Source organism: Streptococcus toyakuensis (assembly GCF_024346585.1).
Lineage (GTDB): Bacteria > Bacillota > Bacilli > Lactobacillales > Streptococcaceae > Streptococcus > Streptococcus toyakuensis.
On record NZ_AP024523.1, the window covers coordinates 322,922 to 349,107 of the forward strand.

Sequence of the window (26,186 nt, forward strand, 5' to 3'; positions counted from 1 at the left end):
GTTGATGAAGTTGTTCTTCAGTTCATAAAGACAAGTAATCATAATGAACTATCAATCAGAAAAAAGACTAGAAAGAAGACTGTATGGATAATCGACCAATTGGTTTTTTGGATTCGGGTGTCGGGGGCTTGACCGTTGTGCGCGAGCTCATGCGCCAGCTTCCCCATGAAGAAATCGTCTATATTGGAGATTCGGCACGGGCGCCCTATGGTCCCCGTCCTGCTGAGCAAATTCGTGAATATACTTGGCAGTTGGTCAACTTTCTCTTGACCAAGGATGTCAAGATGATTGTCATTGCTTGTAATACTGCGACTGCGGTCGTCTGGGAAGAAATCAAGGCTCAACTAGATATTCCGGTCTTGGGTGTGATTTTGCCAGGAGCTTCAGCAGCCATCAAGTCCAGCCAAGGTGGGAAAATCGGAGTGATTGGAACACCCATGACGGTACAATCAGACATCTACCGTCAGAAAATCCATGATTTGGATCCGGACTTACAGGTGGAGAGTTTGGCCTGTCCCAAGTTTGCTCCTTTGGTGGAGTCTGGGGCTCTGTCAACCAGTGTCACTAAGAAAGTAGTTTATGAAACCCTACGTCCCTTGGTTGGAAAGGTGGATAGCCTGATTTTGGGTTGTACCCATTATCCACTGCTCAGGCCTATTATTCAAAATGTCATGGGACCAAAAGTTCAGCTCATCGATAGTGGGGCAGAGTGTGTACGGGACATTTCAGTCTTACTCAATTATTTTGAAATCAATCGTGGTCGCGATGCTGGAACACTTCATCACCGTTTTTACACAACAGCCAGCAGCCAAAGTTTTGCACAAATTGGTGAAGAATGGCTGGAAAAAGAGATTCATGTGGAGCATGTAGAATTATGACAAATAAAATTTATGAATATAAGGATGAACAGGACTGGTATGTCGGGTCCTATGGTATTTTTGGTGGCGTCCGGACGTTGACGGATGATGACTTGGATTTTCCTCTATTGGAGTTTGCTCAAAGATTTCGAGATGAGGATCGAGGTTTTCCTGTTTCTGTTACTGTTTTACGCTATGGTTCTCTCTATCGTTTATTGTCTTTTGTGGTAGATATCCTTAACCAAGAAATGGGACGAAATGTGGAAGTCATCCAACGTCAGGGGGCTCTGCTCTTGGTTGAAAATGGGCAACTCCTGCATGTAGAATTGCCTAAAGAAGGGGTCAATGTTCATGATTTCTTTGAGACAAGTAAGGTGAGAGAAACCTTATTGATTGCGACTCGTAACGAAGGCAAGACCAAGGAATTCCGAGCTATATTTGACAAGCTAGGCTACGATGTGGAAAATCTCAATGACTATCCTGACTTGCCTGAAGTAGCAGAAACAGGCATGACCTTCGAAGAAAATGCCCGTCTCAAGGCAGAAACTATTTCTCAATTAACGGGCAAGATGGTTCTGGCAGATGATTCTGGACTTAAAGTCGATGTCCTTGGCGGCTTGCCAGGCGTCTGGTCAGCTCGTTTCGCAGGTGTGGGAGCAACTGACCGTGAAAACAATGCCAAGCTCTTGCACGAATTGGCCATGGTCTTTGAACTCAAGGACCGCTCGGCTCAATTCCATACAACCCTAGTCGTAGCCAGTCCAAACAAGGAAAGTTTGGTTGTTGAAGCAGACTGGCCTGGCTACATTAACTTTGAACCTAAGGGTGAAAATGGATTTGGCTATGATCCTCTCTTCCTTGTAGGAGAGACAGGTAAGTCATCAGCTGAATTAACCCTTGAAGAAAAAAATAGCCAATCTCACCGCGCCTTAGCCGTTAAGAAACTTTTGGAGGTATTTCCATCATGGCAAAGCAAACCATCATTGTAATGAGCGATTCTCATGGCGATAGCTTGATTGTGGAAGAAATCCGTGATCGCTATGTGGGCAAAGTTGACGCCGTTTTTCATAACGGCGATTCTGAACTACGTCCTGATTCTCCCCTTTGGGAAGGCATCCGTGTTGTTAAAGGGAACATGGACTTTTACGCCGGCTACCCAGAACGTTTGGTGACCGAGCTTGGTTCGACCAAGATTATCCAAACCCATGGTCACTTGTTTGACATCAATTTCAACTTTCAAAAGTTGGACTACTGGGCTCAGGAAGAAGAGGCCGATATCTGTCTCTATGGTCACTTGCATGTGCCAAATGCTTGGATGGAAGGAAAGACCCTCTTTCTAAATCCAGGTTCTATCAGTCAACCACGTGGGACCATCAGAGAATGTCTCTATGCTCGTGTGGAAATTGATGACAGTTATTTCAAAGTCGACTTTTTGACACGAGATCATGAGGTGTATCCGGGCTTGTCCAAGGAGTTTAGCCGATGATTGCCAAGGAGTTTGAGACTTTCTTGTTGGGGCAAGAAGAAACTTTTTTGACTCCTGCTAAAAATCTAGCCGTTTTGATTGATACCCACAATGCAGATCACGCGACCCTCTTGCTCAGTCAGATGACCTATACCCGTGTTCCTGTTGTGACAGATGAAAAACAGTTTGTTGGGACGATTGGGCTCAGAGATATTATGGCTTATCAGATGGAGCATGACTTGAGTCAAGAAATCATGGCAGATACGGATATCGTTCATATGACGAGAACGGACGTAACGGTTGTTTCGCCTGATTTTACCATTACGGAGGTCTTGCACAAGTTGGTAGATGAGTCCTTCTTGCCGGTTGTGGATGCGTCTGGTATTTTCCAAGGGATTATCACGCGCAAGTCTATCCTCAAGGCAGTGAATGCCCTCTTGCATGACTTTAGTAAGGAATATGAGATTCGATGCAAATGAGAGACAGGATTTCAGCCTTTTTAGAGGAAAAGCAGGGCTTATCTGCCAATTCTAAGCAGTCATATAAGTATGATTTAGAACAGTTTTTAGATTTGGTAGGTGAGCGGATTTCTGAGACCAGTCTCAAGATTTACCAAGCCCAGCTAGTCAATCTAAAAATCAGCGTCCAGAAGCGAAAGATTTCGGCCTGTAACCAATTTCTCTACTTTCTCTATCAAAAAGGAGAAGTGGATAGTTTTTACCGCTTGGAATTAGCTAAACAAGCTGAAAAGAAGACAGAAAAGCCAGAAATTTTAGATCTAGACTCTTTTTGGCAGGAAAGTGCCTATCCAGAGGGCCGTTTACTGGCTCTTCTTATCCTAGAAATGGGGCTCTTGCCGAGTGAGATTTTGGCTCTCAAGGTTGCAGATATCAATCTGGATTTTCAGGTGTTGCGAATCAAGAAGGCTTCCCAACAGAGGATTGTCACCATTCCTACGACCTTACTGTCAGAATTGGAACCCTTGATGGCCCAGACCTACCTCTTTGAAAGGGCAGGGAAAGCCTATTCTCGTCAGTGGGCCTTTCGTCAGTTAGAAGCTTTTGTCAAGGAGAAAGGTTTTCCAGCCTTATCAGCCCAAGCCTTGCGGGAACAGTTCATTCTACGACAAATTGAAAACAAGGTCGATTTGTACGAAATTGCAAAAAAATTAGGATTAAAAACAGTCCTCACCTTAGAAAAATATAGATAATGGATATTAAATTAAAAGATTTTGAAGGGCCCCTGGACTTGCTCTTGCACCTGGTTTCTAAGTACCAGATGGATATCTACGATGTGCCTATTACAGAAGTCATCGAACAGTATCTAGCCTATGTCTCAACCCTGCAGGCCATGCGTCTGGAAGTGACGGGTGAGTACATGGTTATGGCCAGTCAGCTCATGCTGATCAAGAGCCGCAAGCTCTTGCCAAAGGTAGCAGAAGTGACAGACTTGGAGGATGACCTAGAGCAGGATCTTCTCTCTCAAATCGAAGAATACCGCAAATTCAAGCTCTTGGGTGAGCACTTGGAAGCCAAGCACCAAGATCGGGCCCAGTATTATTCCAAAGCGCCGACAGAGTTGATTTACGAAGATGCGGAGCTCGTGCATGACAAGACGACCATTGACCTCTTCTTGGCTTTTTCAAATATCCTAGCCAAGAAAAAAGAGGAGTTTGAACAGAATCATACGACTATCCTGCGGGATGAGTATAAGATTGAGGACATGATGGTTATCGTGAAAGAGTCCTTGGCTGGACGAGACCAATTGTGCTTGCAGGATTTGTTCAAGGAAGCCCAGAATGTCCAAGAGGTCATCACCCTCTTTTTAGCAACCCTAGAGTTAATCAAAACCCAGGAACTAATCCTCGTGCAAGAGGAGAGTTTCGGAGATATCTATCTCATGGAAAAGAAGGAAGAAAGTCAAGTAGCCCAAAGCTAGACTTGATAGAGAGGAAAGATGAGTACTTTAGCAAAAATAGAAGCGCTCTTGTTTGTAGCGGGTGAAGATGGGATTCGGGTCCGCCAGTTAGCTGAACTCCTCTCTCTGCCACCGACAGGCATCCAACAGAGTTTAGAAAAATTATCCCAGAAGTATGAAAAGGCCCCAGATTCCAGTTTGGCTCTGATTGAGACAGGGGGTGCTTATAGATTGGTGACCAAGCCTCAGTTTTCAGAGATTTTGAAGGACTATTCTAAAGCGCCCATCAACCAGAGTTTATCTCGGGCTGCCCTTGAGACCTTGTCCATCATTGCTTACAAACAGCCCATCACACGGATAGAGATTGATGCCATCCGTGGGGTCAATTCGAGTGGGGCTTTGGCAAAGTTGCAGGCATTTGATTTGATACGAGAAGACGGGAAAAAAGAAGTGTTGGGTCGTCCCAACCTCTATGTGACTACAGATTATTTCCTAGATTACATGGGGATAAATCATTTGGAAGAATTACCAGTGATTGATGAGCTTGAGATTCAAGCCCAAGAAAGCCAATTATTTGGTGAAAGGATAGAAGAAGATGAGAATCAATAAGTATATTGCCCACGCAGGTGTGGCCAGTAGGAGAAAAGCAGAAGAGTTGATCAAGCAAGGATTGGTGACGGTTAACGGCCAAGTGGTGCGTGAACTCGCAACGACCATCAAGTCAGGCGACAAGGTCGAAGTTGAAGGTCAACCTATCTACAATGAAGAAAAGGTCTACTATCTGCTTAACAAACCACGCGGTGTCATTTCCAGTGTGACAGATGACAAGGGCCGCAAGACGGTTGTCGACCTCTTGCCCAATGTCAAAGAGCGCATCTACCCTGTAGGTCGTTTGGACTGGGATACATCAGGAGTTTTGATTTTGACCAATGATGGAGACTTTACGGATGAAATGATTCACCCCCGTAATGAAATTGATAAGGTCTATGTCGCGCGTGTTAAAGGTGTGGCCAATAAGGACAATCTCCGCCCCTTGACCCGTGGACTTGAGATTGATGGCAAGAAAACCAAGCCAGCTGTTTATGAAATTCTCAAAGTGGACCCAGTTAAAAATCGCTCTGTGGTGCAGTTGACTATCCATGAAGGGCGTAACCATCAGGTTAAAAAAATGTTTGAAGCTGTTGGTCTTCAAGTGGACAAGTTGTCGCGTACACGTTTTGGGCACCTAGACTTGACAGGCCTTCGTCCAGGTGAATCCCGTCGTCTGAATAAAAAAGAAATCAGCCAACTACACACCATGGCTGTAACCAAGAAATAATGAAACGAATCTTAATAGCGCCAGTACGCTTTTACCAACGTTTTATCTCGCCAGCCTTTCCACCCTCTTGTCGCTTTGAGCCGACTTGTTCCAACTATATGATTCAGGCTATTGAAAAACATGGCTTTAAGGGTGTCTTGATGGGTTTGGCTCGGATTTTACGTTGTCATCCCTGGTCTAAAACAGGCAAGGACCCCGTCCCAGACCATTTTTCCCTCAAACGGAATCAAGAAGAAAAATGAGGCTAGGTAAAAATATTTTAGTGAAATGATAAAAACGCATCCTATCAGGTTTGAGTGAACTTGTACTGACCCCAAAAAGTTAGACAATTAATTTATCCAAAGGATTTAGTTCTGTATTGCACAGGGCTAAGTCCTTTTAGTTTTACCTTAATTCGTTTATTGTTGTAGTAATCAATATAGTCTACAATGGCTTGTTCCAATTGCTTAAGCGACTGAAATGACTTCTCATAACCATAAAACATCTCCGATTTCAGAATGCCAAAGAAAGATTCCATCATGCCGTTGTCTGGGCTGTTACCTTTACGTGACATGGATGCTTGAATTCCCTTACCCTCTAGAAACTGATGATAAGAATCGTGTTGATATTGCCAGCCTTGGTCACTATGGAGAATCGTATTCTCGTAGCGCTTCTCTGTGAATGCTTGTTCCAACATTGTTTTTACTTGTTCTAAGTTGGGTGAAGTTGAAAGATTATAGGCGATAATTTCGCTATTAAAGCCATCTAAAACTGGTGATAAGTAAAGCTTTTGAGCGCTTGCTGGAATGGCAAATTCTGTCACGTCCGTATAACACTTTTCCATTGGTTTAGCTGCTTCAAATTGGCGTTGAATAAGGTTGTCTGCTTTCTTGCCAACATCTCCTTTATGAGAAGAATACTTGCGTTTCTTGCGGATTCTAGCTTGTAAATTGAGCACTTTCATCAAGCGTTGAACTCTTTTATGATTGACCACATAACCACGATTTCTTAATTCTAAATGGATTCGACGATATCCGTAATTTCCTTTTTGTTCGGTAAAAATAGCTTGAATTTCAGCTTTAAGCTTTTGATCCTTATCTGGTTTGTCTAGCTGTTTCAAATGATAGTAGTAGGTCGAACGAGCGAGTTTAATGGTTTTTAGAAGAATATCTAACGAAAAATCAGTGATTAATTCTTGAACAATTTCTGTCTTTCTTCTTTCTCTTTTTCCTCCTTCAAGCGGAGTTCTCTCAACTTTTTTAGGACAGCATTCTCCGCTCTCAGATACTCGTTTTCTGCTTGAAGTCGTTCTAACTCTGTCATCTCTTCGGGTTTCTTCTTTGGTTTACGTCCCATTTTAGATGGTCTCCCTTTTGTTTTCTCAACAATAGTATACCCGTTTTTCTTGTATTGTGCCATCCAATTTGGAAGCATACCACGATTTGGGAGAGCATATTCGAGAGAAACTCTATCTTGAGACCAGTTTTCATGTAGAACTTTATCAATCATTTCTTGTTTTAATTCAGGAGAATAGTAACGATTTTTTTCTTTTTTGACGAACTCTATTCCGTAACGATCAATCAATTTAATCATGTACCTAATATTAGAATTGTTTATCCCAAATTTATTTGAAAGCTTCTCCAAGCTATAGCCTTGTTTTCTAAGTTCATAGATCTGAACTTTATCATCATAAGTTAATTTCATAATAAAAACACCCCAAAAGTTAGATTTTTTCTGTCTAACTTTTGGGGTGCAGTTCAACTTGATAGGATGCGTTTTATCATGTAAAGATGTGATTGAGTTTAAAGTAGCTTATTTCAAGGCTTTTTGTGCGTCTTCAATCATGAGTTTTGTTGATTCAAGTCCGCCTCCGCTTAGATACCAGAGGTCTGGTGTTAGTTGGATAATTTTACCATTTTTAGCTGCAGGTGTTTCAGCAATGAGGGCATTTTCTAGGACGCCATCGTTGCTTGAGTTGTCACCACCGATAGCAAGGGTACGGTTGATGACAAAGAGGATGTCAGGATTGATTTCTTTGACACTTTCAAAGCTGACTTCTTGTCCGTGGCGAGAATCTTCAAATTGAGTATCAGTTGGTTTGAATTTCAAGGTTTGGTACAAGAAAGAGAAACGAGATTGGGCACCAAAGGCTGCCATTTTTCCTTCATTGAGGAGAATTGCGAGGGCTTTTTTGTCAGAGCTTTCATTTTTAGTAGCGACTTCTTGGATGCTCTTGTCTAGCTTGGCCAATTCTTCCTTGGCTTTCTGTGTACCAGTTTCACCAAAGGCGCTTGCTAGGGATTCGATATTAGCCTTGGTAGAAGTCCAGTAGTCATCTTTGCCTGCTTGGAAGAGAACAGTCGGAGCGATTTCGTTGAACTTATCTACGAATTTTTGGGTACGTGGTGAAGCGATAATTAGGTCTGGTTCAAGAGCAGCAAGGGCTTCTAGGTCTGGCTCAACCATAGAACCAACATTTTTAACTTTTCCAGCTAGGTCTTTAAGATAAGTCGGAACAGTTTTTGTAGGCATTCCGACGATATTCTTTTCAAAACCTAAAACGCGAATAGTATCCGCAGCACCGAGGTCAAAGGTAATAATCTTTTCAGGCGCTTTTGAAAGTTTGACCTCGTCTAGTGAACTTTTAATGGTTACCTCTGTTGGAGCAGAGCTGCTTGTCTCCGACTGGCTGGTACTTGAGTTTGTACTACATGCACCAAGTAGGAGCAAGAAGCTGGCCACTAGGGCAGTGAAATAAAGTTTAAGGGATGTTTTCATGATTTCTCCTTTTTAAAATGTGATAACGATGTAGGGAGTCTCTAGGTTTTATTGACTAAGAGACAAAATTTCTTCTAACTCGAGTTTCTGAGTTGCTAGCTATAGATACAGATCTTTTTGCCATTGATGTCAGCCAGCGTGATGGGAATCTCATATAGTTGACTGAGCAGGTCAGACTGCATGATTTGATTGGTTGTTCCCTTGCTAAAGACTTGACCGTCCTTGAAGGCGACAATTTCATCTGCATACTGACTGGCCATGTTGATATCGTGGAGGACGATGATAATGGTCTTGCCGAGTTCCTCCACCAGTCGCCGAAGAATCTGCATCATGCTGACGCTTTGCTTGATATCGAGATTGTTGAGTGGTTCGTCCAGCAAGATAAAGTCCGTATCCTGGGCCAGTACCATAGCGATAAAGACCCGCTGGAGCTGGCCTCCAGACAGGCTATCGATGTAGCGGTCTTTTAAGGTGGTCAGTTCTAGATAGGTCAGGGTTTCTCGGATTTTTTCCCAATCTTCTGATCTAAGTCGACCTCGGCTGTAAGGAAAACGTCCAAAACTGACCAGTTCTTCAACAGTCAATTTGGCTTGGTAATTGATTTTCTGCTTTAGGATAGTCAGTTCTTGAGCCAGTTCTTGTGAATTCCAGCTTTCGATTTCACGGCCTTTGATACTGAGTATTCCCTGATCCTTCTTGGTCAGTCTGCTCATGATGGATAGGAGAGTCGATTTTCCAGCACCATTGGGACCAATAAAGGCTGTCAGTTTCTGAGGACTGACTTCAAGCGAAATGCCTTGCAAAATATCCTGTTTTTGAATGGATTTGTCAATGTTTTCCAGTTTCACTGACGCGCCCTCCTGTATAGTAAGATAAAGAATAGGAGCCCCCCTACACTCTCGATGATCATGCTGATGCGAATTTCCAGTGCAAAGACTCGTTCAATCAGGGCCTGCCCCAAGGTCAAGCTAATAAATCCAACCAGAATGGCTACGATAAAGAGTAATTTGTGCCGATAGTCTTTGACAATCAGGTAGGTGAGGTTGGCCAGCATAAAGCCGAAGAAGGCCATAGGCCCTACCAGGGCAGTGGCCGTTGAGGTCAAAAGCACGATGCCCCAGAGGAGTTCTTTCTGTTCTTTTTCAACATCGAGTCCCAATATCTGAGCCGTTTCTCTTTGCAGGTGCAAGACATCCAAAATGACTGCTTTTCGAAAGAAAGAGATCGTCAAAGCGAGGATGATCAGAGAACCGATGGCTAGGATGGAAGTGTTGAGATGTTGAAAGGAGGCAAAGAGACTGTTCTGCAATTTATCGTATTCATTTGGATCCATCAGGACCTGAAGGAAGGTACTGATATTTCGAAAGAGACTTCCGAGTGCTAGACAGATCAACAGGATGAAGACCAGGTCTTGTTTCATCAGTGTCTTCAAGTAACCTTGTAAGGCAAGAAAGAAGAGGGATTGGACGAGAAGTAAGATTAGGAATTCTAAGATGGGAGACTTCCCGAGTTGAAGAAATTTGCTTTCAAAAACCAGTAGTAGAGTTTGTAGTAGGACGTAGAAGGATTCGATTCCTAAAATACTTGGCGTCAGGAAACGATTTTCCGTCAGGGTTTGAAAACTAATGGTCGAAATCCCAGTCGCGATAGCTACCAAGAGATAAACGATGATCTTTTGGGAACGCAACTTCCAAGCAAAGACAGATAGGTGAGTAATGGGCCAAAAGTAGAGAAGGCAAGCTCCGATGGCCAGAATAATGAGAAGACCGAAGAGTTTGGTATGTTTGCTTTTAAACTGCATCTTTTCGTCCCCCTCTCCATAGAAGTAGGATAAAGACGAGGCTACCAATGATTCCTAGTAGAAGACTGACAGACAGCTCATAGGGCCGAATCAGAACTCGGGAAAGGATATCGCAGGCCAGAACTAGATTGGCATCGACCAGTGCTAAGATGAGTTTGGTATGACTTAGATTATCTCCATAGCGCTTGCGAACAAGATTGGGAACAATAACTCCGAGAAATGGTAAGCCACCCACGGTAATCATGGTGACACTAGTTGTTAGCGCCACCAGAAAGAGGGCCAGTTTTTCAAGTAGAGAGTAAGAAATCCCCAAACTTTCACTGGTTTCTTTTCCTAGATTCATGATGGTAAAAGTTTGGGATAATTTCCAAACGGCTATCAGGATAATGAGCCCTAAGAAAAGCCATTCATACTGATGAGTCTGAATCATGGAGAAGGAGCCCTGGGTCCAAGCTGTCATACTCTGAACCAGATTGAAACGGTAGGCGATAACTTCTGTCACAGAACCGATAATTCCACTATAGATGATCCCAATCAGAGGCAACATCCACCTTTCCTTTATAGTAAAAATGGTCATAAAGGCTAGGAAGAAGAGGGTGAATACGATGGATGAAACAAAAGCAAAGAGCATCTTTTGGGTCAGACTAGCCGACGGAAAGACAAAGAGGCTCAATACCATTCCCAGTTTGGCGGCTTCAGTCGTTCCAACTGTACTCGGAGCAGCAAACTGATTTTGGGTAATAGTCTGCATGAGGAGTCCTGCCATACTCATACTAGAGGCGGTCAGGAGAATGCTAATGGTTCTTGGAAGACGAGACTCTTGAAAGAGAAGCCAGGTCTGCTGGTCGAAAGCAAAGAGTTTTCCCCATGAAAAATCACTGGTTCCAATGCTAATAGAGAGAAAGACTAGGAGTAGGAGTAAGCCAATTAAATAATGAGAAAGTTTCATACCCCATCCTTTCATGTTGATTTGGTACCGAAAGATACCTGCGGATATTACTGTAACACGATTTCTTTAATCTGTGAATAAATTTTCTGACAATTTAATGAATAAAATAAAGAGAGAGCGCCGAGGCTTTCTCCTTTGTTATCCTATTCCAAAATGTTTTTGCCTTCTTTAACACGCCAATGATAATCTGATAAAATAATATCTTCAAGAGAGTAGCTAGCCTTCCAATCAAGATATTTTTTAGCTTTTGATGCGTCTGCTAGGACGCTGGCTGGGTCACCAGCACGGCGAGCAACAATTTCGTGTGGTATTTTTTGATTCAGTAATTCTTCAGCAGTTTTAAAGATTTCTTTGACGGTATAGCCTTTTTCAGTTCCTAAGTTAAAGATTTGAGAAGAACTGTCTTCTTGAAATAGGTAGTTCATTCCTTTAACATGAGCCTGTGCAAGATCCAAGACATGGATGTAATCTCGAATACATGAACCATCACGTGTATCGTAGTCATCTCCAAATATTTTCAGACTATCATTTTGTCCCAAAGCGGTCTTGTTGATATTTGGAATGATGTGAGTTGGATTTTTCACACGCAGACCGTTTGAAGTATCCATTTCAGCCCCAGCTACATTAAAGTAACGGAAAATGACATATTTCCAATCGTAGCGATTGGCCATCCAGTAAATCATTCGTTCGCCCATCAATTTTGTCTCTGCATAAGGATTGACAGGGTCGAGCGGGGTATCTTCAGTCGCCGGCTTGTCAATACAGTTATTACCATAGAGGGAAGCAGTCGAAGAGAACATGATTTTTTGAATGCCAACTTCAGACAAGACTTTGAGAACTTGGTTCATACCAGCAACATTGGCAGTGAAGTATTTGCTTGGGTTTTCAATGCTTTCGCTCACAACAATTTCACCTGCACAATGAAGAACAGCATCAATCTGATTTTCTTCTAAGTAAGCTTTTAGGGCACTAGAATCATAAACATCCAGTTGTTTAAAGCTAGCACGACTATCTACAGCTGAACGATTTCCTGTAGAGAGATTATCTAGAACATGTACCTGATAGCCAGCATTTAAAAGAGCTTTAACGGTATGGGAGCCAATGTAGCCAGCTCCACCTGTAACAAGAATTGTTTTGGTCATGATTTTTTCCTTTTCCTAGTTTTCTACTATTTTAAAGAAATAAGAAGGCGAAGTCAACCGTTTTCTGTAATTTTCGTGAAAATGTAAAAAATATATCATTGAATTATTTTTTTGTTTGGGAATTAATAGTTTGATTGGTCTTGGAATAGTTCTTAGATTTCACCTCACATGCAAGAAAATACAAGCTTTTTCTAAGATACAGTAAGACTAAGATACTAATTTAGAAATCCACCTTCCCGCTATCCTTCTCCTATAAAAAGTGGTAAAATGGATGAAAGAAAGAAGGAACTGAAATGACAACATTATTTTCAAAAATCAAAGAAGTAACAGAACTTGCTGCGGTCTCAGGTCATGAAGCACCTGTCCGTGCTTATCTTCGTGAAAAGTTGACACCGCACGTGGATGAAGTGGTGACAGATGGTTTGGGTGGTATTTTCGGGATTAAACATTCAGAAGCTGCAGATGCACCGCGCGTCTTGGTCGCTTCTCATATGGACGAAGTTGGTTTTATGGTCAGCGAGATTAAGCCAGACGGTACCTTCCGTGTCGTAGAAATCGGTGGCTGGAACCCCATGGTGGTTAGCAGCCAACGTTTCAAACTCTTGACTCGTGATGGTCATGAAATTCCTGTGATTTCAGGATCTGTTCCGCCACATTTGACTCGTGGTAAGGGCGGACCAACCATGCCTGCTATTGCAGATATCGTCTTTGATGGTGGTTTTGCGGATAAGGCTGAGGCAGAAAGCTTTGGCATCCGTCCTGGCGACACCATTGTTCCAGATAGTTCTGCAATCTTGACAGCCAATGAAAAAAATATCATCTCAAAAGCTTGGGACAACCGCTACGGTGTTCTTATGGTTAGCGAGTTGGCGGAAGCTCTGTCAGGTCAAAAACTCGGGAATGAACTCTATCTTGGCTCTAACGTCCAAGAAGAGGTTGGTCTTCGTGGTGCTCATACATCTACAACTAAGTTTGACCCAGAAGTCTTCCTCGCAGTTGACTGTTCACCAGCTGGTGATGTCTACGGTGGTCAAGGTAAGATTGGAGATGGAACCTTGATTCGTTTCTACGACCCAGGTCACTTGCTTCTCCCAGGAATGAAGGATTTCCTTTTGACAACGGCTGAAGAAGCTGGTATCAAGTACCAATACTACTGTGGTAAAGGCGGAACAGACGCTGGCGCAGCTCATCTGAAAAATGGTGGTGTCCCATCTACAACAATCGGTGTTTGCGCTCGTTATATCCATTCTCATCAAACCCTCTACGCTATGGATGACTTCTTAGAAGCGCAAGCTTTCTTGCAAGCCTTGGTGAAAAAATTGGATCGTTCAACGGTTGATTTGATTAAAAATTATTAAATCATAAGGGAGGTGGTAGGGATGGTAGAACCAAACCTAGAAAGCCTTGTAAAAGATCTTTACAATCATGCTCGACATGATTTGAGTGAGGATTTAGTTGCTGCTCTCCTAGAGACTGCTAAAAAACTGCCTACTACAAATGAGCAATTGCTGGCAGTTCGTCTCTCAGGCCTGGTCAATCGTGAATTGCTCAAGAATCCCAGACATCCGGCACCTGAGTTGCTCAACTTGGCTCGCTTTATCAAAAGAGAAGAAGCCAAGTACAGGGGAACTGCAGCTTCTGCGCTTATGTACGGGGAGCTCTTTAAAATGCTTTGATTCCATTGTGAATCAAAGCATTTTTCTATATGGTAGAAGAGCAATTCTTGATTAGGAGAAGAAAAAGCCATCCCATTTAGGATAGCTTCTTGGTTCTTAGATTTGTTCAGCGATGACCTTTTCAGCTAGATTCATAGCGTGATCAGACACACGAGTGTAGTGGGAAATGATGTCGATAAAGTTGACCCCAGCTTGTGTTGAACACTCGCCCTTGTTGAGGCGCTTGATGTGGGTCTTTCTGAGAACACGTTCCATATTGTTGATTTCTTTATGGCGGTCAATCAGACTTTGAGCTTTTTCAATATCATTGTTTTCTACACTATCAAGGGCATCCTTGATAAAGCCAGTAGTTTTTTGATAGATATCAGCCAATTCCTGCAAAGCAGCTTCAGAGAACTCAACATTTTTACGTTGAAGGTAGTCAGTTAGATTGATTAGGGCTTCTGCGTGGTCCCCAATCCGTTCCAAATCACGGGATGAATCCAGGATGTTGGTGAGCACTTCGCTTTCTTTCTGGCTAAGGGCTTCACTTGAAAGAGTAATAAGGTAACGAGTCAATTTTTCATCAATGGTATTGATGGCTTCTTCTGTCTTGTGGCCTTTTTCAGCTACCTTTTCATTAAGGTCAATGATGTAGTTGTATGAAAGGTCAAAGGCTTTAGAAGCATAATTTCCCAAGTGAAGGAGTTCTTTTTTGGCATTTCCGAGAGCGATTGATGGAGCTTGTTTAATCAAATGCTCATCAAGATAAAGTGGCTCGTACTTGACAACTTCATCTTCACCAGGGATGAGCTTGGTTACAAAGTAGGCCAAGGCTCCGATGAATGGAAATTGGATAATAGTATTTGTGATATTAAAGGTTCCGTGGGCGAAGGCAATGGTCATTTCTGGAGCCAGATTGAGTGTAGATTCAAACCATTGAATCAAGCCAGTGAAAGGTACAAGGAAGACAATACAGATAACCGTACCAATCACGTTAAAGGCGACATGGGCACCAGCAACACGTTTGGCAGCGATATTAGCTCCAAGAGAAGCAATAATAGCTGTAATGGTCGTTCCGATATTATCACCAAACAAGACTGGTAGGGCACCTTGTAGATCAATCAAACCACTTGCGTAAAGATTCTGTAGGATACCGATAGTTGCGGAAGAAGCTTGAATGAGTAGGGTTAGTCCAGTTCCGACAAAGACACCTAGAATAGGACTCTTACTTAGTTCAACCATATAGTCTCTAAAGACTTGCAGGTCTTTTAGAGGTTCCATTGCACCGCTCATAAGATTGAGAGCGAAGAAGATACCACCTACACCAAAAATGATACGTCCGATGTTATTGATAGAGCGATTCTTGGTGAAGAAGAGACAAAACGCTCCGATGAAAAGCATTGGTAAGGCGTAATCTCCTAGCTTAAAACCGATGATAAAGGATGTAACGGTAGTTCCAATATTGGCACCCATGACAATACCGATAGCTTGACGCAAGGTCAAAAGTCCTGCGCTGACTAGCCCCACTGTAATGACTGTGACACCAGAACTTGACTGAATTAGCGCCGTCATACCGATACCAACTAGCACACCGAAGAACGGATTGCTGGTATACTTGTCAATGTAAAAACGAAGGCGATCTCCAGCAGCTTGTTGCAAACCGTCTCCCATGGTCTTGATACTATATAAGAATAGTCCCAGCCCACCTAAAAAGTGAAATAAAATTTCCTGCCAATTAATGGACATTTCTTTTTCCTCCGAAAAATAATAACGGAATTTCTCCTATTCTATTTTAAAGGATAAAAGTAAATCTAACAAGTGTTTAGCTAAGATTTTAGAAAGAAAATTCGTTAGAATGGGCCTTAATTATATTAATTTTACCAATTTCTAGCCTAGATATAGGTATTTCCTTTTATATATTGACATTTAAAAGAAATATTTTAAAATGAGGGAGGAATTATCTTGGTCCCTGTGATTGGGATAAAAATTTTATAAAGAAAGTTAAGCGCTTTCTTTTGTGCAACAAAATCAATCTTTTATTTAGGAGGAGAAAATGAAGAATTCATTTTTTGAAAGACGTTGTCGTTACAGTATTCGTAAGTTATCAGTAGGAGCCTGCTCACTGATGATTGGGGCTGTTTTATTTGCTGGTCCAGCCTTGGCAGAAGAAACTGCAGTTCCTGAAAATAAGGGAGCCAATACAGCGCTTGTTTCAGGAGAGAGTGAGCATCCAACTAATGAAGCTGACAAGCAGCATGAAGGAGAACATGCTAGAGAAAATAAGTTAGAAAAGGAAGAAGGAGTAGCGACAGTATCTGAAACTGCTTCGCCAGCAAGCAATGAAGCTGCGACTACTGAAACCACAGAAGCAGCTAGCGCAGCTAAACCAGAGGAAAAACCAAGTGAGGTGGCTGCAGAAACATCATCTGTAGAAGCAAAACCTAAGTCTGACAAGGAAATAGAAGCAAAGCCTGAAGCAACTAGCCAAGGAGATGAGTCTAAGCCAGCAGCAGAAGCTAATAAGATTGAAAAAGAAGTCCAGCCAGATGTCCCTAAAAATACAGAAAAAACATTAAAACCAAAGGAAATCAAATTTAATTCTTGGGAAGAATTGTTGAAATGGGAACCCGGTGCTCGTGAAGATGATGCCATCAACCGCGGCTCTGTTGCCCTCGCTCCACGTCGGACAGGTCATTTGGTCAATGAAAAAGCTAGCAAGGAAGCAAAAGTTCAAGCTCTATCCAACACCAATTCTAAAGCAAAAGACCATGCTTCTGTTGGTGGAGAAGAGTTCAAGGCCTATGCTTTTGACTATTGGCAATATCTAGATTCAATGGTCTTCTGGGAAGGTCTCGTACCAACGCCTGACGTTATTGATGCAGGTCACCGTAACGGGGTTCCTGTATACGGTACACTCTTCTTCAACTGGTCTAATAGTATTGCAGATCAAGAAAAATTCGCTGAAGCTTTGAAGCAAGACCCAGATGGTAGCTTCCCAATTGCCCGTAAATTGGTGGATATGGCCAAGTATTATGGCTATGATGGCTATTTCATTAACCAAGAAACAACTGGGGACTTGGTTGAACCTCTTGGAGAAAAGATGCGCCAGTTTATGCTCTATACCAAGGAATATGCTGCTAAGGTAAACCATCCAATCAAGTATTCTTGGTACGATGCCATGACTTATAACTATGGACGTTACCACCAAGATGGTTTGGGAGAATACAACTACCAATTCATGCAACCTGAAGGAGATAAGGTTCCAGCAGATAACTTCTTTGCTAACTTTAACTGGGATAAGGCTAAGAATGATTACACTATTGCAACTGCCAACTGGATTGGTCGTAATCCTTATGATGTATTTGCAGGATTGGAATTGCAACAGGGTGGTTCCTACAAGACCAAGGTCAAATGGAATGACATTTTAGATGAAAATGGGAAATTGCGCCTTTCTCTTGGTTTATTCGCCCCAGATACCATTACAAGTTTAGGAAAAACTGGTGAAGATTATCATAAGAATGAAGATATCTTCTTTACAGGTTACCAAGGTGATCCTACTGGCCAAAAACCAGGTGATAAAGATTGGTATGGGATTGCTAACCTAGTTGCGGACCGCACGCCAGCAGTAGGTCATACCTTTACTACTTCCTTTAACACAGGTCATGGTAGAAAATGGTTCGTGGATGGTAAGGTTTCTAAGGATTCTGAGTGGAATTACCGTTCAGTTTCAGGTGTTCTTCCGACATGGCGCTGGTGGCAAAAATCAACTGGTGATAAGTTGAAAGCAAGCTATGATTTTGAAGATGCCTATAATGGTGGAACTTCTCTTAAATTTGCAGGGGATCTTTCAGGTGCGACCAAGCAAGATGTTAATTTGTACTCTACTCGCTTGAAGGTGACAGATACAACCAAATTGCATGTTGCCCACAAAGGAGGCAAAGGGACCAAGGTTTATGTAGAATTTGCAACCAAGAAAGATTATACCTACGGTGATGAAGCTGCCCGTAAAGAATTGACAGTTTCAGATAACTGGACTACAGATGATTTTGATTTGAGTGCCTTGGCAGGTAAAACAATCTACGGTATTAAACTCTATTTTGAAAATGACAAAGACTTAAAAGGCTATCAATTCAACCTAGGTCAATTGACCATCAGCAATAATCAAGATGCTCCTCAGGCACCAACCACAGTAGCTGTAGCCAAACAAGTTCTTAAAAATGCCCAAGAAGCAGAAGCAGTGGTGCAATTTAAAGGCAACAAGGATGCAGATTTCTATGAAGTTTACGAAAAAGATGGAGACAGCTGGAAATTACTAACTGGCTCATCTTCTACAACTATTTATCTACCAAAAGTTAGCCGCTCAGCAAGTGCTCAAGGTACAACTCAAGAACTGAAAGTTGTAGCAGTCGGTAAAAATGGAGTTCGTTCAGAAGCTGCAACCACAACCTTTGATTGGGGCATGACTGTAAAAGATACCAGCCTACCAAAACCACTAGCTGAAAATATCGTTCCAGGTGCAACAGTTATTGATAGTACTTTCCCTAAGACTGAAGGTGGCGAAGGTATCGAAGGCATGTTGAACGGTACCATTACCAGTCTTTCAGACAAGTGGTCTTCTGGACAGTTAAGTGGCAGTGTGGATATTCGTTTGACCCAGCCACGTACAGTTGTTAGATGGGTGATGGATCATGCTGGAGCTGGTGGAGAATCTGTAAACGATGGTTTGATGAACACCAAAGACTTTGACCTCTATTATAAAGATGCGGATGGTCAATGGAAGTTGGCTAAGGAAGTCCGTGGCAATAAAGCGCATGTTACAGATATTACTCTTGATAAACCAATCACAGCTCAAGATTGGCGCTTGAATGTTGTCACTTCTGACAATGGAACTCCATGGAAGGCTATTCGTATCTATAACTGGAAAATGTATGAAAAGCTTGATACTGAAAGTGTCAATATTCCGATGGCAAAGGCTGCAGCCCGTTCTCTAGGCAATAACAAGGTACAAGTTGGCTTTGCGGATGTACCAGCTGGAGCAACCATTACAGTTTATGACAATCCAAATTCTCAAACTCCGCTTGCAACCTTGAAGAGCGAAGTTGGAGGAGACTTAGCAAGTTCACCATTAGATTTGACAAATCAATCTGGTCTTCTGTACTATCGTACCCAGTTGCCAGGCAAGGAAATTAGTAATGTCCTAGCAGTTTCTGTTCCAAAAGATGACAGAAGAATCAAGTCAGTCAGCCTAGAAACAGGACCTAAGAAAACAAGCTATGCCGAAGGGGAGGATTTAGACCTTAGAGGTGGTGTTCTTCGAGTTCAGTATGAAGGTGGAGCTGAGGACGAACTTATTCGCCTAACTCACGCGGGTGTATCAGTATCAGGTTTTGATACGCATCATAAGGGAGAACAAAATCTTACTTTACAATATTTGGGGCAACCGGTACATGCTAATTTATCAGTGACTGTTACTAGTCAAGATGAAGCAAGTCCGAAAACTATTTTGGGAATTGAAGTAAGTCAGGAACCGAAAAAAGATTACCTAGTTGGTGATAGCTTAGACTTGTCTGAAGGACGCTTTGCAGTGGCTTATAGCAATGACACCATGGAAGAACATTCCTTTACTGATGAGGGAGTTGAAATTACTGGTTACCATGCTCAAAAGACTGGTCGTCAAACCTTGACGCTTCGTTACCAAGGTCATAAAGTCAACTTTGATGTTTTGGTATCTCCAAAAGCAGCATTGAACGATGAGTACCTTAAACAGAAATTAGCAGAAGTTGAAGCAGCTAAGAACAAGGTGGTCTATAACTTTGCTTCACCAGAAGTAAAAGAAGCATTCTTGAAAGCAATTGAAGCGGCTGAACAAGTGTTGAAAGACCATGAAACTAGCACCCAAGATCAGGTTAATGACCGACTTAATAAATTGACAGAAGCTCATAAAGCCTTGAATGGTCAAGAGAAATTTACGGAAGAAAAGACCGAACTCGATCGCTTAACAGGTGAGGCTCAAGAACTCTTGGCTGCTAAACCAAACCATCCTTCAGGTTCTGCCCTAGCTCCGCTTCTTGAGAAAAACAAGGCCTTGGTTGAAAAAGTAGATTTGAGTCCAGAAGAGCTTGCAACAGCGAAACAGAGTCTAAAAGATCTGGTTGCTTTATTGAAAGAAGACAAGCCAGCAGTCTTTTCTGATAGTAAAACAGGTGTTGAAGTACACTTCTCAAATAAAGAAAAGACTACCATCAAGGGCTTGAAAGTAGAGCGTGTTCAAGCAAGTGCTGAAGAGAAGAAATACTTTGCAGGAGAAGATGCCCATGTCTTTGAAATAGAAGGTTTGGATGAAAAAGGTCAAGACGTTGATCTCTCTTACGCTTCTATTGTGAAAATCCCAATTGAAAAAGATAAGAAAGTGAAGAAAGTATTCTTCTTACCTGAAGGCAAAGAAGCAGTAGAATTGGCTTTTGAACAAACGGATAGTCATGTCATCTTTACAGCACCACACTTCACTCATTATGCCTTTGTTTATGAGTCTGCTGAAAAACCACAACCTGCTAAACCAGTAGAAAAGGTTATTTCAAGCAAGGAACCAGCTGAAGGTGTCAAGAATTTGGTTGTAGATACTCCGAAATTGGAAATTGAAGAGACAAGTCTTGCTTTCGAACACCAAGAACGAACAAATCCAAATCTCCCAGTCGGTCAACGTCAACTTGTCCAAGTGGGAGTTGAGGGACAAATTCGCCGCTTGATTGAAGTAGATATCCAAGGCAATCGTACGCTTCGCGCTACAGAAGTTTTGAAAGAAGCAAGTCCTGAAATCGTAGAAGTAGGTACTGGTCTCATTCCTGCCAATCCAGCACCACAAAACACAGAACTTCCAAAACCTACTAATCAACCGGCTTCTGATCAACAAAAGGTTCCTAAATTGGAAGTTCAAGAGGAAAAGGTTGCCTTTGATCGTCAAGAGCATGAAAATGCTGAGATGCTAGTTGGGGAACAACGAGTCATCATACAGGGACGAGATGGTCTATTAAGACATGTCTTTGAAGTTGATGAAAACGGTCAGCGTCGTCTTCGTTCAACAGAAGTCATCCAAGAGGCAATTCCAGAAATTGTTGAAATTGGAACAAAAGTAAAAACTGAACCAGCAGTAGCGCCTACACAAGAAAAACCAGTCCAAAATACAGCAGTTCAATCAGAAGAAGCAAGCAAACAATTGCCAAATACAGGAACAGTTGATGCCAATGAAGCTCTAATAGCAGGCTTGGCCAGCCTTGGTCTTGCTAGTTTAGCTTTGACATTGAAACAGAAAAAAGAAGATGAAGACTAAATATCGAAAAATCTTGTGAAATCTTTCCTTATATTTCCAAAGTGTGATATAATAGTTTCGAATAAAATAAATAAAGGGGTTTTTGTAACATGGCAAAACTTACTGTTAAAGACGTTGACTTGAAAGGTAAAAAAGTCCTCGTTCGTGTTGACTTCAACGTACCATTGAAAGATGGCGTAATCACTAACGACAACCGTATCACAGCAGCTCTTCCAACTATTAAGTACATCATCGAACAAGGTGGACGTGCAATTCTTTTCTCTCACCTTGGACGTGTGAAAGAAGAAGCTGATAAAGCTGGTAAATCACTTGCTCCTGTAGCAGCAGACTTGGCAGCAAAACTTGGTCAAGATGTTGTTTTCCCAGGTGTCACTCGTGGTGCTGAATTGGAAGCAGCTATCAACGCTCTTGAAGATGGACAAGTTCTTTTGGTTGAAAACACTCGTTACGAAGATGTTGACGGCAAAAAAGAATCTAAAAACGATCCTGAACTTGGTAAATACTGGGCATCACTTGGAGATGGTATCTTCGTAAACGATGCATTCGGTACAGCTCACCGTGCACACGCATCTAACGTTGGTATCTCAGCAAACGTTGAAAAAGCAGTTGCTGGTTTCCTTCTTGAAAACGAAATTGCCTACATCCAAGAAGCAGTTGAAACTCCAGAACGTCCATTTGTGGCTATCCTTGGTGGTTCAAAAGTTTCAGACAAGATCGGTGTTATCGAAAACTTGCTTGAAAAAGCTGATAAAGTCCTTATCGGTGGTGGTATGACTTACACATTCTACAAAGCACAAGGTATCGAAATCGGTAACTCACTTGTAGAAGAAGACAAATTGGATGTTGCGAAAGCTCTTCTTGAAAAAGCAAACGGTAAATTGATCTTGCCAGTTGACTCAAAAGAAGCTAACGCATTTGCTGGTTACACTGAAGTGCGTGACACTGAAGGTGAAGCAGTTTCTGAAGGTTTCCTTGGTTTGGATATCGGTCCTAAATCTATCGCTAAATTTGACGAAGCTTTGACTGGTGCCAAAACAGTTGTATGGAACGGACCTATGGGTGTATTTGAAAACCCAGACTTCCAAGCTGGTACAATTGGTGTGATGGACGCTATCGTGAAACAACCAGGAGTTAAATCAATCATTGGTGGTGGTGACTCAGCTGCTGCAGCGATCAACCTTGGACGTGCAGATAAATTCTCATGGATTAGTACGGGCGGAGGTGCTTCAATGGAACTTCTCGAAGGTAAAGTATTGCCAGGTTTGGCTGCACTTACAGAAAAATAATTTCAGCCCGTTAGTCTCTACAAAATCCTGATTTTGTAGAAAAAGGAACAAAACTGAAACGTTAACAAAAAGGTGGCTATGTCACCTTTTTGTGTTAGTGTAGGTATTTGTGACGCGGTGGTGGAGCATCAATGGAACTTCTTGAAGGTAAAGTTCTTCCAGGACTTGCAGCCTTGACAGAAAAATAAGATTTTATAAATAAATCAAAGAAGAGAGGGGTGAAAGTTCCTCTTTTCTTTTGATTAAAATAAAAACGCTTCCTCTCAACTATTGCTCATAAAATCAGCCAATTTATGATAAAATGGAAATAGAAAGTTGAGATTATGAGTTATTTTAAAAAATATAAATTCGATAAATCCCAGTTCAAACTTGGTATGCGAACCTTTAAAACAGGTATTGCTGTTTTTCTAGTTCTCTTGATTTTTGGCTTTTTTGGCTGGAAAGGTCTTCAAATTGGTGCTTTGACAGCCGTTTTTAGCTTGAGGGAGAGTTTTGATAAGAGTGTCCATTTTGGGACTTCGCGTATTCTAGGAAATAGCATCGGTGGCCTCTATGCCTTGGTCTTCTTCTTATTAAATACCTTTTTCCACGAAGCCTTTTGGGTGACCTTGGTAGTTGTTCCAATCTGCACCATGTTAACCATTATGACAAATGTAGCCATGAATAATAAAGCAGGGGTTATTGGTGGGGTAGCAGCTATGTTAATCATTACCCTATCGATTCCGAGTGGTGAAACAATTTTGTACGTGTTTGCGCGCATATCAGAAACTTTCATGGGAGTTTTTGTCGCAATTCTCGTAAATTACGATATTGATCGTATTCGTCTCTTTTTAGAGAAAAAAGAAAAATAATGTTACATTTTATAACATTATCAATTGACGTTTGTCTTTTTTTAGACTATAATAGACAGAAAGAAGGAAATTGTAAATGAAGGAAAAAGAATTTCGCCGAAATATGGCTGTTTTTCCTATCGGCAGTGTTATGAAGTTGACCGATCTATCGGCGCGTCAGATTCGTTATTATGAAGATCAAGAGTTGATTAAACCTGATCGAAACGAGGGGAACCGTCGCATGTATTCCTTGAATGACATGGATCGTCTGCTTGAAATCAAAGATTATATCTCTGAAGGTTATAATATCGCTGCCATTAAGAAAAAATATGCTGAACGTGAAGCGAAATCCAAGAAAGCGGTGAGTCAGACTGAGGTGCGCCGTGCACTTCACAATGAACTCCTTCAACAGGGGCGCTTTGCTTCAGTACGGTCACCTTTTGGTCGCGGTTAGGCAACCGCAAGTAGTCATACATTAAGGAGAAAACTCATGCCAATCACAGCTGCAGATATTCGTCGTGAAGTCAAGGAAAAAAATGTTACCTTTATTCGTCTTATGTTCTCAGATATTTTGGGAACCATGAAAAACGTCGAAATTCCTGCTACAGATGAACAGTTAGATAAAGTCTTGTCAAATAAGGCTATGTTTGATGGATCTTCTATTGAAGGTTTTGTACGTATCAATGAGTCGGATATGTACTTGTACCCAGACTTGGATACATGGACAGTCTTCCCGTGGGGAGATGAAAATGGAAGTGTTGCAGGTTTGATCTGTGATGTCTATACAACAGAAGGTGAACCATTTGCAGGTGACCCTCGTGGCAATTTGAAGCGTGCTCTTCGTCACATGGAGGAAGTGGGATTCAAGTCCTTCAACCTTGGACCAGAGCCAGAATTCTTCCTATTTAAGTTGGATGAAAGTGGAGACCCAACACTTGAAGTGAATGACAAGGGTGGCTACTTTGATTTGGCGCCTACTGACCTTGCGGACAACACACGTCGTGAGATTGTGAATGTCTTGACCAAAATGGGATTTGAAGTAGAAGCGAGTCACCACGAGGTTGCGGTTGGACAACATGAGATTGACTTCAAGTACGATGAAGTTCTCCGTGCTTGTGATAAGATTCAAATCTTTAAACTTGTTGTTAAAACTATTGCTCGCAAACATGGGCTTTACGCAACTTTTATGGCCAAACCAAAATTTGGTATTGCTGGATCAGGTATGCACTGTAATATGTCCTTGTTTGATGCAGAAGGAAACAATGCCTTCTTTGATCCAAATGATCCAAAAGGAATGCAGTTGTCAGAAACTGCCTACCATTTCCTTGGCGGTTTGATTAAGCATGCCTACAACTATACTGCCATTATGAACCCAACAGTTAACTCATACAAACGTTTGGTTCCAGGTTATGAAGCGCCGGTTTACATTGCTTGGGCTGGTCGTAACCGTTCGCCACTTGTGCGCGTGCCTGCTTCACGTGGTATGGGGACTCGTCTTGAGTTGCGTTCAGTGGATCCAATGGCTAATCCGTACATCGCTATGGCAGTTCTTTTGGAAGTTGGTTTGCATGGTATTGAAAATAAAATCGAAGCACCAGCTCCTATCGAAGAAAATATCTACATCATGACAGCAGAAGAGCGCAAGGAAGCTGGTATTACAGACCTTCCATCAACTCTTCACAACGCTTTGAAAGCTCTGACTGAAGATGAAGTTGTCAGAGCAGCTCTTGGAGAACATATCTATACTAGTTTCCTTGAAGCCAAACGAATCGAATGGGCAAGTTATGCAACCTTCGTTTCACAATGGGAAATTGATAACTATTTAGATCTTTACTAATATAGAAGAAAGATTGCCTGAGGGTGGTCTTTTTTCTTGTGTTTTATATCGAGATGTGATATATTTTATATAACGAGGTGCGATATATCGAACTGAATAGGAGGTGGTTATAAATGGAATTAACGGATAAGATTCGTCGAGTTTATCTTCCGATGACGGAAACGGGTTTTTATATCTTGTTCTGTCTGCAAAAGGAAGGTCATGGGTACAGTATTACGCAAAAGGTCAAGGAGATGACAGATTTGCAAGTTTCGATTAGTCCTGGAACTATGTATGGAACCTTGTCAAAGATGGAAAAGGATGGTTTGATTTCCTTTGTCCGCGAAGAGGAAAAACGGAAAATCTATCAGATTACAGACTTGGGACGCAAAGTCTTAGATATTGAATTGAAGCGTATTGAACGGCTCTATAGAAACAGTCGGGAGGAAGGATGATGGAAAAGAAAATTGTTTATCGAATTTTTACAATTGCGGATTATGAGAGGGAGGCTCTATACTTTAGAGAAATGCATGCTAAGGGCTGGAAACTTAGGAAAGTAAGCTATTCTATCTTATTGTTTGCAGTTAAGTATACCTTTGAAAAGTGTCACCCTGAGCAAGTGTCTTATCAGTTGGACTTTTACCCAATGGAAAAATCAGAGAGAGCTTCCTATTTACAACTGTTTAAAGACTGTGGCTGGGAGCATATTACAGACTTTAATAGTTTTTCCTATTTTAGAAAAGTACATTCTGAAATTGAATCGGATGCAGAGTTTGAAATTTATAATGACGCGGCCGGGAAGTTAGCTATGGTTAATCGCATTTTAAGACTGCGATTAGTACCTGTTTTACTTTTGCTAGCCATACATATACCATTCTTACTTAAGTTGCTCAATAAAAGTAATGCGTATGGTCTATGGAGTTTATTTGCGGTCGGGCTAGATATTTTCTTGTCTTTAATCCTTTTGTTAATAGTTGCCTATATTAGCTGGAAGTTATGGCATAAAAAGAAGGAATTATCAGATTTATGATAGGGTAGGTATGCTCAAAATTGGAGGGGAAGT

Annotated in this window: 25 protein-coding genes and 1 pseudogene; 19 read left to right on the forward strand and 7 right to left on the reverse strand. The window is 41.8% G+C overall.

Annotated elements, in window-relative coordinates:
- Nucleotides 1-83 precede the first annotated feature (83 nt).
- Genes racE through yidD form a run of 9 tightly spaced genes read left to right on the forward strand, consistent with a single transcriptional unit; the run spans nucleotide 84 to nucleotide 5,799 of the window.
- A complete protein-coding gene (gene racE, locus STYK_RS01680) occupies nucleotides 84-878 on the forward strand; it encodes a glutamate racemase (protein ID WP_004255911.1) in 795 nt (264 codons plus the stop codon).
- On the forward strand, nucleotides 875-1,846 hold the full coding sequence (locus STYK_RS01685; protein WP_000182446.1) for a nucleoside-triphosphate diphosphatase: 972 nt from the start codon (nucleotides 875-877) through the stop codon (nucleotides 1,844-1,846). The genes racE and STYK_RS01685 overlap by 4 nt, the downstream gene beginning before the upstream one ends.
- Nucleotides 1,822-2,343, forward strand: coding sequence for a metallophosphoesterase (locus STYK_RS01690; RefSeq protein ID WP_020902175.1), 522 nt, complete (start codon nucleotides 1,822-1,824; stop codon nucleotides 2,341-2,343). The genes STYK_RS01685 and STYK_RS01690 overlap by 25 nt, the downstream gene beginning before the upstream one ends.
- Entirely contained in the window at nucleotides 2,340-2,801 is a 462-nt protein-coding gene (gene cbpB / locus STYK_RS01695; protein WP_049550792.1) for a cyclic-di-AMP-binding protein CbpB, read from the forward strand. Before STYK_RS01690 ends, cbpB begins: the two co-directional genes overlap by 4 nt.
- On the forward strand, nucleotides 2,798-3,532 hold the full coding sequence (gene xerD / locus STYK_RS01700; RefSeq protein WP_315972279.1) for a site-specific tyrosine recombinase XerD: 735 nt from the start codon (nucleotides 2,798-2,800) through the stop codon (nucleotides 3,530-3,532). Before cbpB ends, xerD begins: the two co-directional genes overlap by 4 nt.
- Nucleotides 3,532-4,260: a segregation/condensation protein A gene (locus STYK_RS01705; RefSeq protein WP_060627149.1), complete on the forward strand. Its 729-nt coding sequence runs from the start codon at nucleotides 3,532-3,534 to the stop codon at nucleotides 4,258-4,260. Before xerD ends, STYK_RS01705 begins: the two co-directional genes overlap by 1 nt.
- 18 nt (nucleotides 4,261-4,278) lie before the next feature.
- The gene (gene scpB / locus STYK_RS01710) at nucleotides 4,279-4,848 is read left to right on the forward strand and encodes an SMC-Scp complex subunit ScpB (RefSeq protein WP_060627148.1); all 570 of its coding nucleotides are present in this window, start codon (nucleotides 4,279-4,281) and stop codon (nucleotides 4,846-4,848) included.
- Nucleotides 4,835-5,557, forward strand: coding sequence for a pseudouridine synthase (locus tag STYK_RS01715; RefSeq protein ID WP_001222228.1), 723 nt, complete (start codon nucleotides 4,835-4,837; stop codon nucleotides 5,555-5,557). The genes scpB and STYK_RS01715 overlap by 14 nt, the downstream gene beginning before the upstream one ends.
- Entirely contained in the window at nucleotides 5,557-5,799 is a 243-nt protein-coding gene (gene yidD, locus STYK_RS01720) for a membrane protein insertion efficiency factor YidD (protein WP_000821624.1), read from the forward strand. Before STYK_RS01715 ends, yidD begins: the two co-directional genes overlap by 1 nt.
- Before the next feature lie 92 nt (nucleotides 5,800-5,891).
- Here yidD and STYK_RS01725 read toward each other — a convergent pair.
- The 6 genes from STYK_RS01725 to galE form a co-directional block, all read right to left on the reverse strand.
- A protein-coding gene (locus STYK_RS01725) for an IS3 family transposase (protein ID WP_261804648.1) occupies nucleotides 5,892-7,240 on the reverse strand; the annotation gives its coding sequence in 2 pieces (ribosomal slippage) (nucleotides 5,892-6,799 and nucleotides 6,799-7,240; 1,350 coding nt in all).
- A gap of 108 nt (nucleotides 7,241-7,348) precedes the next feature.
- Entirely contained in the window at nucleotides 7,349-8,314 is a 966-nt protein-coding gene (locus STYK_RS01730; protein ID WP_084930068.1) for a siderophore ABC transporter substrate-binding protein, read from the reverse strand.
- A 95-nt stretch (nucleotides 8,315-8,409) separates the two neighbouring features.
- Entirely contained in the window at nucleotides 8,410-9,162 is a 753-nt protein-coding gene (locus tag STYK_RS01735; RefSeq protein WP_084930067.1) for an iron ABC transporter ATP-binding protein, read from the reverse strand.
- Nucleotides 9,159-10,115 (reverse strand): iron chelate uptake ABC transporter family permease subunit, encoded by a 957-nt coding sequence (locus STYK_RS01740; protein ID WP_261805121.1) that lies wholly within the window; start codon nucleotides 10,113-10,115, stop codon nucleotides 9,159-9,161. Before STYK_RS01740 ends, STYK_RS01735 begins: the two co-directional genes overlap by 4 nt.
- Nucleotides 10,105-11,064 (reverse strand): ABC transporter permease, encoded by a 960-nt coding sequence (locus tag STYK_RS01745; RefSeq protein WP_261805122.1) that lies wholly within the window; start codon nucleotides 11,062-11,064, stop codon nucleotides 10,105-10,107. Before STYK_RS01745 ends, STYK_RS01740 begins: the two co-directional genes overlap by 11 nt.
- 143 nt (nucleotides 11,065-11,207) lie before the next feature.
- Nucleotides 11,208-12,206: a UDP-glucose 4-epimerase GalE gene (galE, locus tag STYK_RS01750; RefSeq protein WP_261805123.1), complete on the reverse strand. Its 999-nt coding sequence runs from the start codon at nucleotides 12,204-12,206 to the stop codon at nucleotides 11,208-11,210.
- Nucleotides 12,207-12,499: 293 nt separating this feature from the next.
- Between galE and pepA the strand changes: the two genes are divergently transcribed.
- Together pepA and STYK_RS01760 are read left to right on the forward strand one after the other, a co-directional pair.
- The gene (pepA, locus tag STYK_RS01755; protein ID WP_033684763.1) at nucleotides 12,500-13,564 is read left to right on the forward strand and encodes a glutamyl aminopeptidase; all 1,065 of its coding nucleotides are present in this window, start codon (nucleotides 12,500-12,502) and stop codon (nucleotides 13,562-13,564) included.
- Nucleotides 13,565-13,585: 21 nt separating this feature from the next.
- On the forward strand, nucleotides 13,586-13,882 hold the full coding sequence (locus STYK_RS01760) for a bacteriocin immunity family protein (protein ID WP_060806107.1): 297 nt from the start codon (nucleotides 13,586-13,588) through the stop codon (nucleotides 13,880-13,882).
- 96 nt (nucleotides 13,883-13,978) lie between these two features.
- Here STYK_RS01760 and STYK_RS01765 read toward each other — a convergent pair whose 3' ends face one another.
- Nucleotides 13,979-15,610: a Na/Pi cotransporter family protein gene (locus tag STYK_RS01765; protein WP_261805124.1), complete on the reverse strand. Its 1,632-nt coding sequence runs from the start codon at nucleotides 15,608-15,610 to the stop codon at nucleotides 13,979-13,981.
- A gap of 307 nt (nucleotides 15,611-15,917) precedes the next feature.
- Between STYK_RS01765 and STYK_RS10270 the strand changes: the two are divergent.
- The 8 genes and pseudogenes from STYK_RS10270 to STYK_RS01800 all read left to right on the forward strand — a co-directional run.
- Nucleotides 15,918-15,980: pseudogene (locus STYK_RS10270) on the forward strand (YSIRK-type signal peptide-containing protein); the annotation flags it as partial.
- 291 nt (nucleotides 15,981-16,271) lie between these two features.
- Nucleotides 16,272-21,191, forward strand: coding sequence for an endo-beta-N-acetylglucosaminidase (locus STYK_RS01770; protein WP_390625148.1), 4,920 nt, complete (start codon nucleotides 16,272-16,274; stop codon nucleotides 21,189-21,191).
- A gap of 89 nt (nucleotides 21,192-21,280) precedes the next feature.
- On the forward strand, nucleotides 21,281-22,477 hold the full coding sequence (locus tag STYK_RS01775; RefSeq protein ID WP_001096743.1) for a phosphoglycerate kinase: 1,197 nt from the start codon (nucleotides 21,281-21,283) through the stop codon (nucleotides 22,475-22,477).
- Between the two features lie 323 nt (nucleotides 22,478-22,800).
- Complete coding sequence (locus STYK_RS01780; protein ID WP_261805126.1) at nucleotides 22,801-23,328, forward strand: FUSC family protein; 528 nt, start codon at nucleotides 22,801-22,803, stop codon at nucleotides 23,326-23,328.
- Between the two features lie 76 nt (nucleotides 23,329-23,404).
- Nucleotides 23,405-23,761, forward strand: a complete 357-nt coding sequence (gene glnR / locus STYK_RS01785; protein WP_000659548.1) for a transcriptional repressor GlnR — start codon at nucleotides 23,405-23,407, stop codon at nucleotides 23,759-23,761.
- Between the two features lie 36 nt (nucleotides 23,762-23,797).
- On the forward strand, nucleotides 23,798-25,144 hold the full coding sequence (gene glnA, locus STYK_RS01790) for a type I glutamate--ammonia ligase (RefSeq protein WP_261805127.1): 1,347 nt from the start codon (nucleotides 23,798-23,800) through the stop codon (nucleotides 25,142-25,144).
- Between the two features lie 113 nt (nucleotides 25,145-25,257).
- Complete coding sequence (locus tag STYK_RS01795) at nucleotides 25,258-25,578, forward strand: PadR family transcriptional regulator (protein WP_031233152.1); 321 nt, start codon at nucleotides 25,258-25,260, stop codon at nucleotides 25,576-25,578.
- Nucleotides 25,578-26,153, forward strand: coding sequence for a DUF2812 domain-containing protein (locus STYK_RS01800; RefSeq protein WP_084887533.1), 576 nt, complete (start codon nucleotides 25,578-25,580; stop codon nucleotides 26,151-26,153). The genes STYK_RS01795 and STYK_RS01800 overlap by 1 nt, the downstream gene beginning before the upstream one ends.
- The last annotated feature ends 33 nt before the right edge of the window (nucleotides 26,154-26,186 follow it).